The organism is Halomonas campaniensis (assembly GCF_014193375.1).
GTDB classification, from domain to species: domain Bacteria; phylum Pseudomonadota; class Gammaproteobacteria; order Pseudomonadales; family Halomonadaceae; genus Halomonas; species Halomonas campaniensis.
Genome location: NZ_JACHZF010000001.1, coordinates 62,035 through 78,001, shown reverse-complemented (window position 1 = coordinate 78,001; position 15,967 = coordinate 62,035). Strand labels below are relative to the sequence as shown.

The 15,967-nt window shown below is 69.3% G+C and carries 11 protein-coding genes; 6 read left to right on the top strand and 5 right to left on the bottom strand.

All coding sequences use genetic code 11. The features are described 5' to 3' along the window. Positions 1 to 5 precede the first annotated feature (5 nt). Entirely contained in the window at positions 6 to 2,048 is a 2,043-nt protein-coding gene (gene metG / locus BDK63_RS00320) for a methionine--tRNA ligase (protein ID WP_183329318.1), read from the bottom strand. 219 nt (positions 2,049 to 2,267) lie between these two features. Here metG and BDK63_RS00315 point away from each other — a divergent pair, with 219 nt between their 5' ends. Then, positions 2,268 to 2,537 carry a hypothetical protein gene (locus tag BDK63_RS00315; RefSeq protein WP_183329317.1) on the top strand — a complete coding sequence of 90 codons (270 nt, stop codon included), beginning with the start codon at positions 2,268 to 2,270 and terminating at the stop codon, positions 2,535 to 2,537. Between the two features lie 110 nt (positions 2,538 to 2,647). On the opposite strand, the gene BDK63_RS00310 is transcribed toward BDK63_RS00315, so the two are convergent. The 4 genes from BDK63_RS00310 to BDK63_RS00295 form a co-directional block, all read right to left on the bottom strand. Continuing rightward, positions 2,648 to 3,277 (bottom strand): glutathione S-transferase family protein, encoded by a 630-nt coding sequence (locus BDK63_RS00310; protein ID WP_183329316.1) that lies wholly within the window; start codon positions 3,275 to 3,277, stop codon positions 2,648 to 2,650. Positions 3,278 to 3,331: 54 nt separating this feature from the next. Then, positions 3,332 to 6,502: a transglycosylase domain-containing protein gene (locus tag BDK63_RS00305; protein WP_183329315.1), complete on the bottom strand. Its 3,171-nt coding sequence runs from the start codon at positions 6,500 to 6,502 to the stop codon at positions 3,332 to 3,334. Positions 6,503 to 6,589: 87 nt separating this feature from the next. After that, entirely contained in the window at positions 6,590 to 8,086 is a 1,497-nt protein-coding gene (gene thiI, locus BDK63_RS00300) for a tRNA uracil 4-sulfurtransferase ThiI (protein ID WP_183329314.1), read from the bottom strand. Between the two features lie 132 nt (positions 8,087 to 8,218). Next, positions 8,219 to 8,500, bottom strand: coding sequence for a hypothetical protein (locus tag BDK63_RS00295; protein WP_183329313.1), 282 nt, complete (start codon positions 8,498 to 8,500; stop codon positions 8,219 to 8,221). 406 nt (positions 8,501 to 8,906) lie between these two features. Here BDK63_RS00295 and BDK63_RS00290 point away from each other — a divergent pair, with 406 nt between their 5' ends. The 5 genes from BDK63_RS00290 to BDK63_RS00270 all read left to right on the top strand — a co-directional run. After that, positions 8,907 to 10,901, top strand: a complete 1,995-nt coding sequence (locus BDK63_RS00290) for a TolC family outer membrane protein (RefSeq protein ID WP_246385626.1) — start codon at positions 8,907 to 8,909, stop codon at positions 10,899 to 10,901. A gap of 80 nt (positions 10,902 to 10,981) precedes the next feature. Continuing rightward, positions 10,982 to 13,153: a type I secretion system permease/ATPase gene (locus BDK63_RS00285; protein WP_343065252.1), complete on the top strand. Its 2,172-nt coding sequence runs from the start codon at positions 10,982 to 10,984 to the stop codon at positions 13,151 to 13,153. Further along, positions 13,153 to 14,583 (top strand): HlyD family type I secretion periplasmic adaptor subunit, encoded by a 1,431-nt coding sequence (locus BDK63_RS00280; RefSeq protein ID WP_183329312.1) that lies wholly within the window; start codon positions 13,153 to 13,155, stop codon positions 14,581 to 14,583. The genes BDK63_RS00285 and BDK63_RS00280 overlap by 1 nt, the downstream gene beginning before the upstream one ends. After that, positions 14,583 to 15,206: a response regulator transcription factor gene (locus tag BDK63_RS00275; protein WP_183329311.1), complete on the top strand. Its 624-nt coding sequence runs from the start codon at positions 14,583 to 14,585 to the stop codon at positions 15,204 to 15,206. The genes BDK63_RS00280 and BDK63_RS00275 overlap by 1 nt, the downstream gene beginning before the upstream one ends. A gap of 115 nt (positions 15,207 to 15,321) precedes the next feature. Further along, positions 15,322 to 15,967: retention module-containing protein (locus tag BDK63_RS00270; protein WP_183329310.1), on the top strand; the 646-nt coding region annotated here is incomplete at its 3' end.

The following is a 15,967-nucleotide window of genomic DNA, read 5'->3' as shown; positions in this document are numbered from 1 at the left end:
CGACCTCAGGTCACCCGCTGGCCCGGCTCGGCGCCGGCATCGGGCGAGAGCAGGTAGATGCCCTCGTCGTTGGCCGAGGCGAGCACCATGCCCTCGGAGAGGCCGAAGCGCATCTTGCGCGGGGCCAGGTTGGCGACCATCACGGTGAGCCGGCCCTCCAGTGCCTCGGGGGCATAGGCGGCGCGTATCCCCGAGAACACCGTGCGGGTCTCGCCGCCCAGGTCCAGGGTCAGCTTGAGCAGCTTGTCGGCGCCCTCGACGTACTCCGCCTTGGCGATCCGGGCGATGCGCAGGTCCACCTTGATGAAGTCGTCGAAGCCGATCTCGGGGGCGATGGGCGTCTCGGCCAGGGGCCCCTTGGGGGTCTCCTTGAGCTTCTGTTCTTCCACCAGGTCCTCCTTGGACGCCGCCATCATGGCGTCGATCTTCTCCCGCTCCACGCGGGTCATCAGCGGCTTGAACTTGGCGATCTTGTGGTCCAGCAGCACCGCGTGGCGGCTATGCCAGTCGAGGCTGTCGAGCGACAGGAACTCGCGGGCGCCCTCGGCCATGGCGGGCACCACCGGTGCCAGGTAGACCATCAGCTGGCGGAACAGGTTGATGCCCACCGAGCAGATGTCGAGCACCTCCTGCTCGCGGCCCGCCTGCTTGGCCAGCACCCAGGGCTCGGCCTCGGCGATGTAGGTGTTGGCCTCGTCGGCCAGTTCCATCACCAGGCGCATGGCGCGGCCGAACTCGCGGGCCTCGAACTGCTCGGCGATGGCATCGCCCGCACCGATGAAGCGGGCGACGAGCTCGGGCTCCGCGCAGTGGGCGGAGAGCCGGCCGCCGCCCAGCTTCTTGACGAAGCCTGCGCAGCGGCTAGCGATGTTGACCACCTTGCCGACCAGGTCGCTGTTGACCCGGGCGGCGAAGTCCTCGAGGTTGAGGTCCAGGTCATCCACCCGCGAGGTGAGCTTGGCGGCGAAATAGTAGCGCAGGTACTCGGGGTTGAGGTGGTCCGCGTAGGTGGCGGCCTTGATGAAGGTGCCGCGGGACTTGGACATCTTGGCGCCGTTCACCGTCACGAAGCCGTGGCAGTTCACCGCCGTGGGGGTGCGGAAGTCGGCGCCATGGAGCATCGCCGGCCAGAACAGGGCATGGAAGTAGACGATGTCCTTGCCGATGAAGTGGTAGACCTCGGCCTCGGAATCCCGCTTCCAGTAGGTGTCGAAGTCGATGCCCGTGCGCTCGCAGAGGTTCTTGAAGCTGGCCAGGTAGCCGATCGGCGCGTCGAGCCAGACATAGAAGTACTTGCCCGGGGCGTCGGGGATCTCGAAGCCGAAGTAGGGCGCATCGCGGGAGATGTCCCACTCGTTGAAGCCGGCCTCGAACCACTCCATCAGCTTGTTGCGGATCTGCGGCTGGACATGGCCGTCGCTGATCCAGCCGTGGAGGAAGTCGGCGAAGTCGGGCAGCTTGAAGAAGTAGTGGGTGGAGCTGCGCACTTCCGGGGTCGCCCCGGAGATGGCCGAGACCGGGTCGATCAGTTCCGCCGGCGTATAGGTGGCGCCGCAGGCCTCGCAGTTGTCGCCGTACTGGTCGTCCGCCCGGCACTTGGGGCAGGTGCCCTTGATGAAGCGGTCGGCCAGGAACAGGCCCTTCACCGGGTCGTACATCTGCTCGATGTCCCGGGTGGCGATATGGCCGGCGTCGCGCAGGCGGGTGTAGATCAGCTCGCTGAAGTAGCGGTTCTCCTCCGAGTGGGTGGAGTGGTAGTTGTCGAAGGCCACGCCGAAGGTGGCGAAGTCCGCCTGGTGCTCCCGGGAGACCCGGTCGATCAGCGCCTCCGAGCTGATGCCCTCCTGCTCGGCGCGCAGCATGATGGCGGTGCCGTGGGCGTCGTCGGCGCACACGTAGTGGCACTCGTGGCCGCGGCTCTTCTGGAAGCGCACCCAGATGTCGGTCTGGATGTATTCCAGCAGGTGGCCGAGGTGGATCGAGCCGTTGGCATAGGGCAGGGCGCTGGTGACCAGGATCTGGCGCGGGTGGCGTGCGGTGTTCGACATGTCGGCTCTGGAATTCCCAAGAAAATCAGACCCTCGATTGTAGCCGTCTTGGGCCCCCGCTGCACCCGTGTTGCCGAACGATTGGCCAGCCCTCGCCGGCTCGGTTAGAATGTCAGGACCGGTGGCCACACGGATCGATGGCTCCCCGGGCCTCATCACCTGCCTGTCACGCATCCATGGAACCGATCAGAACGACTGACCTTTCATGGAGGATGACCCATGCGACTTCGCCACACCCTGCCGCTTATGGTGGCCGCTGCCCTGCTGGCCGGCTGTGCCGGCAACGCCATCTCGCCGAACTACTCCAGCTCCAACCCCGACATCATGCGCATCGGCGATGACCGTCCCGCCGATCCCGAGAAGCGGGTCGAGGACCTCGGTTCCTACTGCGTCGAGGTCACCGAGACCTGGAACGCCCATGGTACCACGCCCGATGGCCAGAGCCTGTGGGCCAAGGACACTGCCCGCAAGGTCGTGCCCTGCAACTGATGTCGGCCTGGCGCCCGGTGCAACGCCGGCCGCCACCTCCCGTCATGTTACGCGAATGAAGCGCCCGGCAGCCAGGCTGCCGGGCGCTTCATTGTGGACGATCCCCTTGTTCACGGCAGCGGGATATCGTTGACCCGGGTCGGACAGTGGTAGCCGCGCTGAACGGCGGGTCGCGCCGCGATCGTCAGGTACCAGCGCCTGACGCCGGGATAGTCCGCCAGGTCGATCCTCTGCCATTCGAAGCGCGACACCCAGGGCCAGCAGGCGATGTCGGCGATGGAGTAGTCCCCGGCGAGGTAGTCCCGGTCGGCCAGCCGCTGCTCGAGGACGCCGTACAGGCGCCGGGCCTCCTGGTGGTAGCGCTCCTCGGCATAGGGGGCCTTGCCGGGATGGAAGTGCAGGAAGTGGTGGGCCTGGCCGAGCATCGGCCCGAGCCCGCCCATCTGCCACATCAGCCACTCCAGGGTCCGGTAACGCGCTGCGGGCTCCGTGGGCAGCAGCCGGCCGGCCTTCTCCGCCAGGTAGATCAGGATCGCGCCGGACTCCATCAGCGCCATGCCGGAATCCGGGTCGCGGATGGCCGGGATCTTGCCGTTGGGGCTGACCGCGACGAACTCGGGCGCCCGCTGCTCGCCCCGGGTGATATCCACGGCATGGGCCCGATAGGGCAGGCCGAGCTCCTCGAGCAGGATGGAGACCTTGCGGCCGTTGGGCGTGCTCCACGTCCAGAGGTCGATCATGTCAGCTCCTCGCGTGTCCGGTGAGGCAATGGGGGATCCCTGCCATCGAGCCTCTCACAGGCTCGCCGGGCTGTCACCGCCGACGGCGCCGGCCGCCATCAGCCAGTCACCCTGGGCGGGGGGTAGGCAGCCGCTGCGCGCGCCGGGGGCCAGGAAGGGGCGCAGGATCGGCTCCATGCCCTTGAGCACCTGCACGGGCAGTGCGGAGGTGAAGCGGAAGCGGTCCGACTCGCTGCCGGCCACATAGGCGGTCAGGGTGCCGAAGTGGTCGTCCCCCAGGTAGAACACGAAGGTGGCGGTGCGGTTGCGTGCCTCGGAGTGGAGCACCTGGCCGCCGCGGGTCACCGTCTCGAAGCGATTGTTGCCGGTGCCGGTCTTGCCGCCCAGCACCAGCGGGGTCGTCTCGTCGAGGTTGAAACTGCCCTGCAGGCGCCGTGCCGTGCCGCCCTCCACCACCTGGGACAGGGTGTCACGCAGCACGGCGGCCACCTCGGGCGCCATCACCTGGCGAGCCCGGCCGCCATCCGGGACGTAGCGTGTCTCGTAGGGAGTGCCCGCGGCGAAATGCAGTTCGTCGATGCGCAGGGTGGGATGACGGACCCCGTCGTTGAGGATGATCCCCACCAGCTCGGCCAGGGCGGCGGGACGGTCGCCGGAGCTGCCCAGCGCCGTGGCCAGCGACGGCACCAGGTGGTCGAAGGGATAGCCCAGCCGCTGCCAGCGCTGGTGGATGTCGAGGAAGGCCTCCACCTCGAGCATGGTGCGAATCCGCACGTCCCGTGCGCTGCGATGGCGGGTCTTGAACAGCCACCCGTAGACCTCCTGGCGCTCGTCGCGGCTGGCGGCCTCGGCGTCGGCATAGCCGGCTTCCGGCCGGTCGAGCAGGTAGCCGACCAGCCACAGCTCCAGGGGATGGACCCGGGCGATGTAACCCTGGTCGGAGAGCGAGTGATTCTCCGGGGCGTAGCGCCGATAGAGCTCCTCCAGCCGCCCCGGAGAGAGCGACTCGCCGGGCAGGCGCTCGGCCAGGAAGGCGGCGAACGCCTCCGGGGTGGCCTCGGGGAAGAGGTAGCGGTGAACGGCGGCCAGGCGGGTCGAGGTGACCCGCAGCCCGCCGAGGAAGGCCTCCAGGCGGTCGTCGTTCTCCAGGTGGCGGTACTTGCGCCAGAAGCGCTGCAGGAAGACCCGTCCCTCGCGGTCGGCGAAGCTCTGCAGGTAGTCGAGCCGGCGGGGGTCGCCGTCGTCCTCCAGCAGCTGCCGACGGTCCTCGCTGCGATGGATGCTGTACTGGACCAGGTCGCGCAGCAGCCGGACGAAGGGCAGGTTGAGCGACTCGCGCATGGCCTCCTCGAGGGTCGGCTGGCGGCCATTGTCCTCGCGGCGGAAGTTGCTGAAGGTGTGGCGTCCGCCGCCGGTGAAGAAGGCTTCGTGGGGGCTGGCCGAGTAGCGGCGCTGCATGGCGGCCTCGAGGAGGTCCTGCAGGGGCAGGTCGGGGGCGGTGGCGAGCCGGTCCAGGACCCAGCGGGTCAGGGCGTCCTGGCGGTCCACCTCGAGCGAGCGCAGCGTTTCCGGCGGCTGGCCGGCGTGGCGGCCGTGCAGTTCGGCGATCACCTCCAGGTAGGTGGCCAGCACTCGCAGCTTGGCGGTGGAGCCGAGCTCGAGCTTGCTGCCCTCGTTGAGGTCGAAGGGCTGGCCGCCGTTGTCGGTCTGCACGCGGACCCGGAATCCCTCCTCGCCGCGCTCGAGGAGGGTGAAGCTGTAGCGCACCTCGCCGGTCTTCTCCGGGGAGAGCAGGCGGTCGCCGAACAGGCCGATCTCGCCGGCGAACTCGGGGTCGGCCAGGCGGTGCAGGTAGTGGGTGACCTGTCGCTGCAGGTCGCCCTGCAGGGTGGTGCGGGCCGACAGGTCCAGGCGATCCAGCTCGTGGAGGGAGACGCCCAGCATGCCGGCGAGGCGGCTGCGCGGCACCTGCACCCCCTTGTCCATGGCCAGGCGGGTGTGCAGGGGTGACTGGCCGAAGTCCCGGAAGGCGAGGCGCTGGTCGAGGGCGGCCTGCTGCAGGGCGACCGGCAGGAGGCCCTCGTCGCCGAGCAGGCGCAGGTAGCTGTCGGTGAGGCGTTCCAGGCTGTCGCGGCCCCGGTTCAGGTACCAGGAGGGGCGACGCTGGGCGATCATCAGCGCGAGCACCTGGCGCAGGGCCAGCCCGTGGCGCTGGGGCTCGACCGCCGCGTTGAACCCCGGGACCAGCAGCCGGTTCACCTCATCGAAGTCGGCCGCGAACCAGACATGCAGGCCATCGCCCAGGCCGTGGACCTCGCCGTAGCCCGGTGCGGCCGACAGCGGCACCGTGTTGAGGTAGTCCAGCGCCACGTCCTGGCGGGCGGTGAGGGTCTCGGGCCCCTGGCGGTAGCCGCGCACGCTGGCCGAGACCATCTGGCGCAGCTTCTCCATGGGGGCGGCGGTCAGGCCGCCCGGGGAGTGGCGATACTTCTCGATCTGGGTGGCCAGGGTGCTGCCGCCGGCGGACTGGCCGGGCATGTCAAGGGCCTGGCCCACCTGGGAGAGAGCGGCACGGGCGAAGCGCGGCCAGTCCACGGCCGGGTTGGCATGGGGGGCGCTGGCATCCAGCAGTTCACGGTTCTCGATGAACAGCAGCATGTCCAGTACCAGAGGCGGTATCGCATCGAAGTGCGGGTAGTGGCGCTGGGGGTGGCGGAAGGTGTAGAGCGAGTCGCCGCGGCACTCCGCCAGGCTCAGGCCGGCCCGGGTCTTCTCCCGGTAGGGCGGGAAGAACCCCCGCTGGGCGAAGTCCATCAGCGCCGGGGAGAAGCGCGCCTGGCGCTCGATGGCGTACCCGCGAGAGACCAGGCGTTCCTCGAAGCCGGGCAGGCGAGTGTAGCCGAGCCGCTCGTCGAAGGGGCCGTGGGACGGTGTCAGCAGGCGGTCGCTGCGCCCGGGGGCCAGGGTCCAGGTGAGGGTGCCGGCGTAGCGCGAGAGCTCCTGGGCCTGGAAGCGCGAGGTGCGTGCCTCGGCCACCAGCAGGGTGGCCAGGCTCACCGCCACCGGCAGGGTGACGACCAGCAGCCAGAGGCCCCAGCGACGCCGGCGTCGGGCAGGCGTCGCCCCCTGCGGCGCGACGTTCCCCGGCGGGGGCGGCCAGCCGTGCGACAGCAGCGGCTCATCGGATGCCGGAGGTCGATGCCATGATGGTTCGCGCCGCTCCATGCGCGTCTCCTCCCTCTCGCCTTCGGTAACAAAAGGTATCTTCCTGTAAGCGTAGACCGAGGCGGGCGGAAGCGAAGGAGGAAATCGCTATCGGGGGGAGGCGTCCCGATAGATGCCGAAGTGGGTCAGCCCGCGGTCATGCAGGTGCAGGGCCTGCATCCGGCTCATGACCCCCTGGTCGCAGTAGAGCAGGTAGCGCCGGTCCTCCGGCAGGTCATCGGCCTGCTGCAGGAGCTCGTAGAAGGGGATCGCCAGGCTCGGCACGCCGGGCAGCGCCAGGGGCGAGGCCTCCCGCTCGTGGGGCGCCCGGATGTCGATCACGCTGACATCCTCGGCCGCCACCAGCTCGCCGGGGGAATCCACCGTTGGGACCGTGGCCGCTCGCGGCGAGGGCTGCACCATGTCGGGAGCGGCGAGCCGGTGGGAGAGGGTGGTCTCGGCGGCCGCGATGGCGGCATCGAGGATGGCGAAGTCGAAGTCGGCCTCGGCGGCCTCGAGCTGGTGGCGACGCGCCCGGGTATGGGGGCGTCGCGAGATGACGCCGCAGTATTCCGGCATCGCCTCGGCGAAGCGGGCGGTGTCGAGGGTGCGGGCCTGGTCGATGATCGTCTGCTTGTCCTCGGTGAGCAGCGGGCGCAGCACCGGCAGGTCGCTGGCCTCGTCGATCAGCGACAGGTTGGTCAGCGTCTGGCTCGAGACCTGGGCGATGGCGTCGCCGGTCACCAGGGCCGGAATCCTCGCCCGTCGGGCGAGCCGCGAGGCGGCCCGCACCATCATCCGCTTGAGGACCACCCCCATCAGGCCATCGGGGACCCGGCGCAGGATCTCGCCGACGACCGGCTCGAAGGGCACGGAGATGAATTTCACCCGGTGCGAGAGGCCGTAGCGCTCCCAGAGGTGGTGGGTCACCTCGCGCACGCCGGCCTCGTGGGCCGCCCCGCCCAGATTGAAGAACAGGAAGTGGGTCTTGATGCCGCGGCGCATCATGCGCCAGGCGGCTACCGGGGAGTCGTAGCCGCCGGAGATCAGCGCCAGCGCCTGGCCCTGCAGCCCCAGGGGATAGCCGCCCGGGCCCGTCAGGCGGCGCTGGATGAGCCGCAGCCGGTCGTCGACCACCTGGACGGGAACGTCGACCTCCGGGGCGGTCAGGTCGACCCGGGCGTCGGGGGCGGCGGCCAGCAGCCGGGCGCCGATCCGGCGCTCCATGTCGGCCGAGGTGAAGCCATGCTCGCCGCGGCGCTTGGCCGAGACCCGGAAACGGCGCCCGGCAATCAGCGCCTGCCATGGCGTGACCATGGCCTCGGCGATCTCATCGAGGCTGGTGAAGCGCGTTTCGCTGACCGCCTGGATTTCATGAATCCCCGGGATGCGGGTCAGCCGCGCCTCCACCTCGTTGGCGAGGGTCTCGTCGGCACCGTCGGGCAGGGAGACATGCAGCGCGTCCCAGCCATCCCTTACCGTTACCCGCCTGTCGAGGGGCTTCAGGGTGTTGCGCACGTTGGCCGCCAGGCAGCGGGTCATGTGGCGCCGCACCGAGCGCGACTTGATGGTGATCTCCGGGAAGAGCTTGAGCAGGTAGTACATGGCAGCTTTTCTGTAAAGGTCTTGTGAAACAGATGGTTACCATTGTACCAGAGGGGCCGGGGCCTGCCGGAACGAAGCGCGCCCAGCGTTGGCCGGGCGCAGGGGGATGCCGCGAGGCGTGGCGACCCGGACTCAGTAGAGGGCCTGCTCCTCGTCGACCACCTCCTTGAGGAGCTCCAGGAACAGGCGGTCCGCTTCGGAGTGCTCCGCCGGATCCTCCGGGATATGCACGCTGGTGGTTTCCGAGATCTCGTTGGCGATCCGCGCCATCACCTCGCGGCTGCGGCCCTCGGGCAGCCGCTGGCGGGCGATCTCCAGCGACTGCTCGAGGATCTTCGGGTCCTGCAGGAGCTTCTTGATGAAACCGCGCAGCTCGTTGATGACCCGGGTCTTCTGGATTTCCGATGAGGACATGGCGTTCTCCTTGTCATGCAGCCGTGTCAATGCCGCGTGACGATAGCACGTTTGGCCAGGGCAGGAGAGAGGGGCGGGGCGATGGCGTTGTCGCGTAATCCCTGGCTTACATCAAGTAGAGACGAGATTGTGCTTGATCGAGTGTCACGATGCTGGACAAAATGCCAAGCTGAGTTACGCTATTTTACAAACATTAAAAAATTCAGCCTTTGAGGGCTACCTGTCTCCGCCCGCGATCCCGGCATTTCGACCGAGAAGCCATCAGGCGGAGCAAGGGTAACGGGAAAGGATGCGCCATCCGATGCGGCTTCGGTCCGCTGGGATGCGACCCGAACAACCATCATTCACATCCTGCCGGGTGACGAGCCAAGGGGATCGGCCCGGGATCATGCATAAGGGAACTACCATGAAACGCGCAACCGATCACACTCTCACCCGCCTGGCCGGCGCCGCCGTCGTCGGCGGGGCCCTGGCCCTGCTGCCGCTGACCGCCGCCGTGGCTCAGAGCCTGCCCCCGGGGCTCGCTCGACCGGGCGCCACCGACATGACCGAGGTGGTCCGCCAGGCACTGGCCACCAATCCCGAGGTGCATGCGGCCTGGAACGGCCTCCGTGCCGCCGGCAACGACGTGGGCGTGGCCCGCGGCAACTACCTGCCGAGCGTCGACGTGGCGGCGGGCATCGGTCGCGAGGATCGGGAGTCGGACGGCCGCGGCAGCTACGAGACCACCTTCGCCGAGCTGACCCTGACCCAGATGATCTATGACGGCTTCGCCACCCGCAGCGAGGTGGAGCGGCTGGATCGGGCCAAGCTGGTACGCTACTACGAGCTGCTCGGGGCCAGCGAGAACGTTGCCCTGGAGGCGGCCCGCGCCTACCTGGACGTGCGCCGCTATCGCGAGCTGGTGGGCCTGGCCCAGGACAACTATGCCGACCACCTGCGCGTCTTCAACCAGATCGAGGAGCGGGTGCAGTCCGGGGCCGGGCGCGGCGTCGACCTGGAGCAGATCAGCGGCCGCCTGGCCCTGGCCGAGTCCAACCTGATGACCGAGGCCTCCAACCTGCACGACGTCACCGCCCGCTACCAGCGCATCGTCGGTAACCTGCCGGCCGAGAACCTGGCCCCGGCGCCCGAGCTGGACAACCGCCTGCCACCCTCCGTGGCGGAGGCCGTCAACCTGGCCTTCCAGGGCAACCCCGAGTTCCACGCCGCCATCGAGAACATCGAGGCGAGCCGTGCCGAGCAGGCCGGCACCCGCTCGGCCTTCCAGCCGCGGCTCGACCTGCGTGGTCGTACCGGCACCTACGACAGCAACGACGGCAACTTCGACCCGCTGGGCCAGCGCGATCGCCACAGCATCGAGCTGGTCGCCAGCATGAACCTCTACCGCGGCGGCAGCGACCTGGCCTCTTTCCGGGCCGCCAGCGATCGCGTCGAGCAGTCGGTCAACCAGCGTGAGGTGGTCTGCCACAACATCCGCCAGACCACCCAGATCGCCTACAACGATACCCGCCGCCTGCGCGAGCAGCTCCGCTACCTCAACGAGCATCGCCAGTCCATCGACCGCGTGCGCGGCGCCTACCAGCAGCAGTTCGACATCGGCCAGCGCACCCTGCTCGACGTGCTGGACAGCGAGAACGAGTACTTCGAGGCCAGCCGCGCCTTCGTCAACGCCCAGTACGACGCGACGCTGGCCGATGCCCGCACCCTGGCCGCCATGGGGCAGCTGATGCAGAGCCTCGGCGTGGTGCGTGACGACATGCCGACCCTGGCCGAGATGGGCAGCGACGGGGTGGAGATCAACCCCGAGGTGATCTGTCCGGCCGACGGTCCCCTGGGCTTCACCCTGGCCGACTTCACCGGGGGCATCGAGGCCCCGACCCGGGCGCCGGATATCACCCTGTCGGCCGATGCCCTCTTCGCCATCAACAGCGCCGAGCTCTCCGCCCAGGCCCGCGGCGAACTCTCCGAGCTGGCTGCCCAGATCCGCAACCGCACCGACCTTTCGCGGGTCTATATCGCCGGCCACGCGGACAGCACCGGCAACGACGCCATCAACGACCCGCTCTCCCAGCGCCGCGCCGACAGCGTGGCCGACTACCTGGCGAGCCAGGGGGTCGATCGGGGCCTGATCCAGACCCGCGGCTTCGGGTCCCGCCAGCCGGTGGCCACCAACGGCACCGTCGAGGGGCGTCGCCAGAACCGCCGGGTCGAGGTGACCCTGGAGCGGGTGGGCGAGAACCTCGATCTGGGCTTCAAGCCCCTCCAGGCCCAGCCCCAGGCCCTGGCCGCGGGCGGTGACCCGGTGTCCCGCGCCTGGGCCGAGCCCGCGGCGGTCAACCTCTATGCCGAGGTGGATGCCTACGTCTCGCTGCAGACGGGCCAGCTCGCCTTCCGCTAGGATGACGCCTCATCCGTGAGCGTCTGCCATCAGCCCCGTCGGCCATCGCCGGCGGGGCATCTCCACTTATAGAGGTGTCCGTGAGCCAGCGAGAACCCCTGGACCCGTCCGAAGGCCCGGCACGTCCGGTCGTTCGCGACGAACTGCTCGAATGCCTGCAGACCCTGGCCACCCTGCATGACCATGCGGTGACCGCCGAGTCGCTGACCGCCGGCCTGCCCCTGGAGGAAGGACGCCTGACGCCGGGCGTCTTTCCAAGGGCGGCCGCTCGGGCGGGCCTCACCGCGCGGATCGTCAAGAGCCGCCTCGTGCAGCTTAACCCGGCGCTGTTTCCCGCCGTGCTGCTGCTGGAGCCGGGCCGCGCCTGCGTGCTGGTGGCGCTGGACCTCAAGGCCCGCCGGGCCCGGGTGATCTTTCCCGAACTGGGCGAGGCCGCCACCGAGGTGAGCCTCGACGGCCTGCAGTCCAGCTACAGCGGCCAGGCGATCTACGTCCGGCCGCGTTTCCACTTCGATGCCCGGGGTCCCGAGGTCAAGAAGCAGCGCTCGCGCCACTGGTTCTGGGGCGTGATCCGCGAGAATCGCAAGCTCTATCGCGACGTCATCGCCGGCTCGGTGATGATCAACCTGTTTGCCGTGGCGATGCCGCTGTTCGTGCTCAACGTCTACGACCGGGTGGTGCCGAACCATGCCACCGAGACCCTCTGGGTGCTGGCGGCAGGCATCTTCGTGGTGCTCTGCTTCGACCTGGCGCTGCGCCTGATGCGCAACGCCTTCGTCGACCTGGCCGCGAGCCGCGCCGACGTCAAGCTCTCATCGACCCTGATGGCCCGGGTGCTGGGGCTGCGCATGGAGGCGAAACCGGCCTCCACCGGCTCCTTCGCCGCGACGCTGCAGTCCTACGAGTCGGTGCGCGCCTTCATCGGCTCGGCTACCGTGGTGGCGCTGGTGGACCTGCCCTTCGTGCTGATGTTCGCCGCCATCATCGCGCTGATCGGCCCGCCCCTGGTGCTGCCGGTGCTGGTGGGCATCCTCTTCGTGCTGCTCTATGCCCTGGCGGCCCAGGGCAAGCTGCACGAGCTCTCCGAGACCACCTGGCGGGTCAGCGCCCAGCGCAACTCGACCCTGGTGGAGTCGGTCTCCCAGCTCGAGACGGTCAAGACCCTGCGTGCCGAGAGCCGCATCCAGGGCACCTGGGAGAAGGCCTCGGCGTTCCTGTCGCGCACCGCGGCCCAGCTGCGCCTGGTCAGCTCCTCGGTCTCCAGCGTGGCACTGTGGGCCCAGCACAGCGTGGCGGTCTGCGTGATCATCATCGGGGTCTATCTGATCATCGAGGGGGACCTGACCCAGGGCGGGCTGATTGCGGCCTACCTGCTGTCGTCGCGGGCCATGGCCCCGGTCAGCCAGGCCGCCGCCCTGCTGGCGCAGTATCACCAGTCCTCCACCGCGCTGCAGGCCCTCAACGGCGTGATGGAGCGCCCGGTGGAGCGTCCGGAGGGCAAGGCATTCGTCAGCCGCCCGACGCTGCGTGGCGAGATCCGCTTCGACAAGGTCACCCTGCGCTATCCGGAGGAGGAGCGCGAGGCACTGCGTGACGTCTCCCTGTCCATCGAGCCGGGCGAGAAGGTGGCCCTGCTGGGCCGGGTCGGCTGCGGCAAGACCACGCTCAACAAGCTGATCCTCGGGCTCTACCAGCCCACGGCCGGTTCCGTGCTGGTCGACGGGGTGGATATCCGCCAGGTCGACCCCATCGAGCTGCGCCGCCAGATCGGCTACGTACCCCAGGATGTCAGCCTGTTCTTCGGCTCGCTGCGCGACAACATCGTCGCCGGGGGCGGCAGCGAGGGGGTCGAGGACGAGGCCCTGCTGCGGGCCATCCAGCTCAGCGGGCTGGATAGCCTGGTGAATACACATCCCCAGGGCGTCGATCTGCAGGTGGGCGAGCGGGGCCAGGCGCTGTCCGGCGGCCAGCGCCAGGCGGTGGCCATCGCCCGGGCGCTGGTTCACGACCCGAGGATCCTGCTCCTCGACGAGCCCACCAGCTCCATGGACCACGCCAGCGAGGAGGCCTTCAAGGCCAACCTCAAGGACTATGCCCGCGGCAAGACTGTGATCGTCGTGACCCACCGCACCTCGCTGCTGTCGCTGGTGGATCGCATCATCGTCATCGATGCCGGCAAGGTGGTGGCCGACGGGCCCCGCGACAAGGTGGTCGAGGCCCTGCGCAAGGGCCAGATCGGGAGGGCCGGCTGATGGCGACGAAACAGGGCAAGAGCGCCGAACAGCGCGGCTTCGAGGCGATCGGGCGCTTCTCCGAGACTGGCGGCAAGCCGTTTCGCCCCTTCATGGATCGGCTCTTCTCGCGCCGGGTGACCAGCGCGCACCTCAACCGCGACTGGGCCAGCGACGCCGACTGGGCACGCATGCAGCAGGACCCCCTGCGGGCCCGGGCCTTCCTCTACACGGTGCTGCTGGCCGTGACGGCGCTGCTGGTCTGGTCCTACTTCGCGGCCATCGACGAGGTGACGCGGGGCGCCGGGCGGGTGATCCCCTCCAGCCAGCTGCAGCGCGTGCAGACCTTCGACGGCGGCGTGGTGCAGGAGATCCTGGTGCGCGAGGGGCAACTCGTCGAGGCGGGGCAGGTGCTGATGCGCATCGACCCGACCCGCTTCGTCGCCACCTTCCGCGAGAACCGCGCCCAGGCTCTGTCGCTGGAGGCGCGTGCCGAGCGGCTGCGCGCCCTGATCACCGAGACTCCGTTCGACCCTTCAGAGGCGCTGCGCGCCGAGGCGCCGGGCATCGTCGCCCAGGAGCGCGAGGTCTACGAGAGCCGCCGTGAGGAGCTGCGCGAGCAGGAGAGTATCCTGCAGGACCGTATCCGCCAGCGCGAGGAGGAGCTGCGCGAGGCCCAGGCCCGTCGCGATACCGCCCAGCGCGAGGCCAACATGGCCGGCCAGGAACTCAACCTGACGCGCCCGCTGCTGCAGTCCGGCGCCGTGTCCGAGGTGGACATCCTGCGCCTGCAGCGCGAGGTGTCCCGGGCCACCGGCGAACGCGACCAGGCGGCCGCCGCGGTGTCGCGGCTGGAGGCCGCCGTCGAGGAGGCCCGTACCCAGCTGCGCGAGCTCGGCATCGAGCGCCGCAGCGACTGGCGCAACGACCTGGCCCAGACCCTGGGCGACCTCAATGCCCTGGACGAGTCCAGCGCCGGGCTTCAGGACCGGGTGCGCCTCGCCGAGGTGCGCTCGCCGGTGACCGGCGTGGTGCAGCGGCTCAACATCAACACCATCGGCGGGGTGGCCCAGCAGGGCCAGGAGGTGGTGGAGATCGTGCCCAGCGACGACCAGCTGCTGGTCGAGGCCCGGATCGCGCCCCAGGACATCGCCTTCCTGAGGCCGGGCCAGCCGGCGACGATCAAGCTCACCGCCTACGACTTTGCCATCTACGGTGGCCTCGAGGCCGAGCTCGACCATATCAGCGCCGATACCATCACCGACGATAACGGCAACACCTTCTACCTGGTGCGCGTGCGGGCCCTGGATGGCGAGGAGGCCAACCAGCAGCTGTCGGTGATCCCCGGCATGACCGCCCAGGTGGACATCATGACCGGCAAGCGCACCGTGATGCAGTTCATGCTCAAGCCCGTGCTGCGGGCCTGGAGTGATTCCATGGGAGAACGATGATGGCGAATGTCTTCGTCTGCAGTGGACGCGATGAGGTACCAAGGTGGCAGGAGGCCTTCGCGGGGGCGGTCCAGGTCGGGCCCGACCAGGCGCGTGCGCGGGTCGGGGCCGGCGACCTGGCCTGGGTGATGAGCAACCTGCCGGGCTGGTCCGAGCTGGTCGCCGGGCTGCGGCGCCAGGGGGCCACCCTGGTGGTGATGAGCTACCTGCCCTCCTCGCGAGAGGCCTTCCAGGCCCTGGATGCCGGCGCGCGGGGCTATGTCCACGCCCTCTCGCCGCCGGAGCTGTTTCGCCAGGTGGAGCTGGTGACCACGCATCAGGGGATCTGGGTGCCGCCGGAGCTGCTGGCCCGGGTGGTGGGTGGCACCTTCCAGGCCCTGGGTGGCGAGGTGCGCCTGCAGGATGACGTCCTGGCCGAGCTGACCGAGCGCGAGCGTGCCGTGGCGCTGGCCGTGGCGCGCGGCGAGAGCAACAAGGAGGTCGCGCGGCGCCTCGACATCACCGAGCGGACGGTCAAGGCCCATCTCGGTGCCGTGTTCCGCAAGCTCGGCATCCGCGACCGGATGCAGCTGGTCCTGCGGCTTTCCCACCAGAGCATCAGCCTGGCTGATCCAGGTCAATGATCGGTGCGTTATGTCCATCAGGACAGTGGGCTTTGTGACCGACAGACCCCATGCTTTTGCATGAAGCGGTCGTTCATATTTCGTCTCGATCGCCGTCAGCCGGGAGGACCCCACCATGAGCATCGCGACCCTGATTTCCCTGAACGGCCAGGCCTGGGCCCGGTCCGCCGACGGTGCGCTGCGCGAGTTGCGCATCGGTGATGCCCTGCAGCCGGGCGAGTTCCTGGTCACCGGCACCAACAGCCGCGCCGTGCTGGAGGTGATTGACGCTCCCGAGACGCTGGCGATCGGCGCCGGGCGTGTCGTCGAGATGGAGCCCGCGGTGCTCGACGCGCTGGCGGGTGCCGAGGCCGACAGCCCCCGGGGCGACGAGGAACTCGACGCCCTGCTGGCCGCCCTGGAGCAGCCCGATGTCGACCTGATGGCGGTGCTGGACCCGGCCGCGGCCGGCCCGGGTGCCGGCGGCGAGGAGGGCGGCCATGACTTCGTGCGCCTGCCGCGGATCGTCGAGGACGTGGAGCCGCTGAACTACGCGTTCGACCAGGCCGGCGAGCGCGAGCTTCCCGAGACGCGCGATGCCCTGCCGGGCGATGAGGCCGCGGCACCCACGGCGGAGCCCCCCGCCGTCCCCGGTGGCGAGGCACCTGTCGAGCCGGAAGAGCCCGAAGAACCGGAAGAACCGGAAGAACCGGAAGAACCGGAAGAACCGGAAGAACCGGAAGAACCGGAAGAACCGGAAGAACCGGAAGAACCGGAAGAAC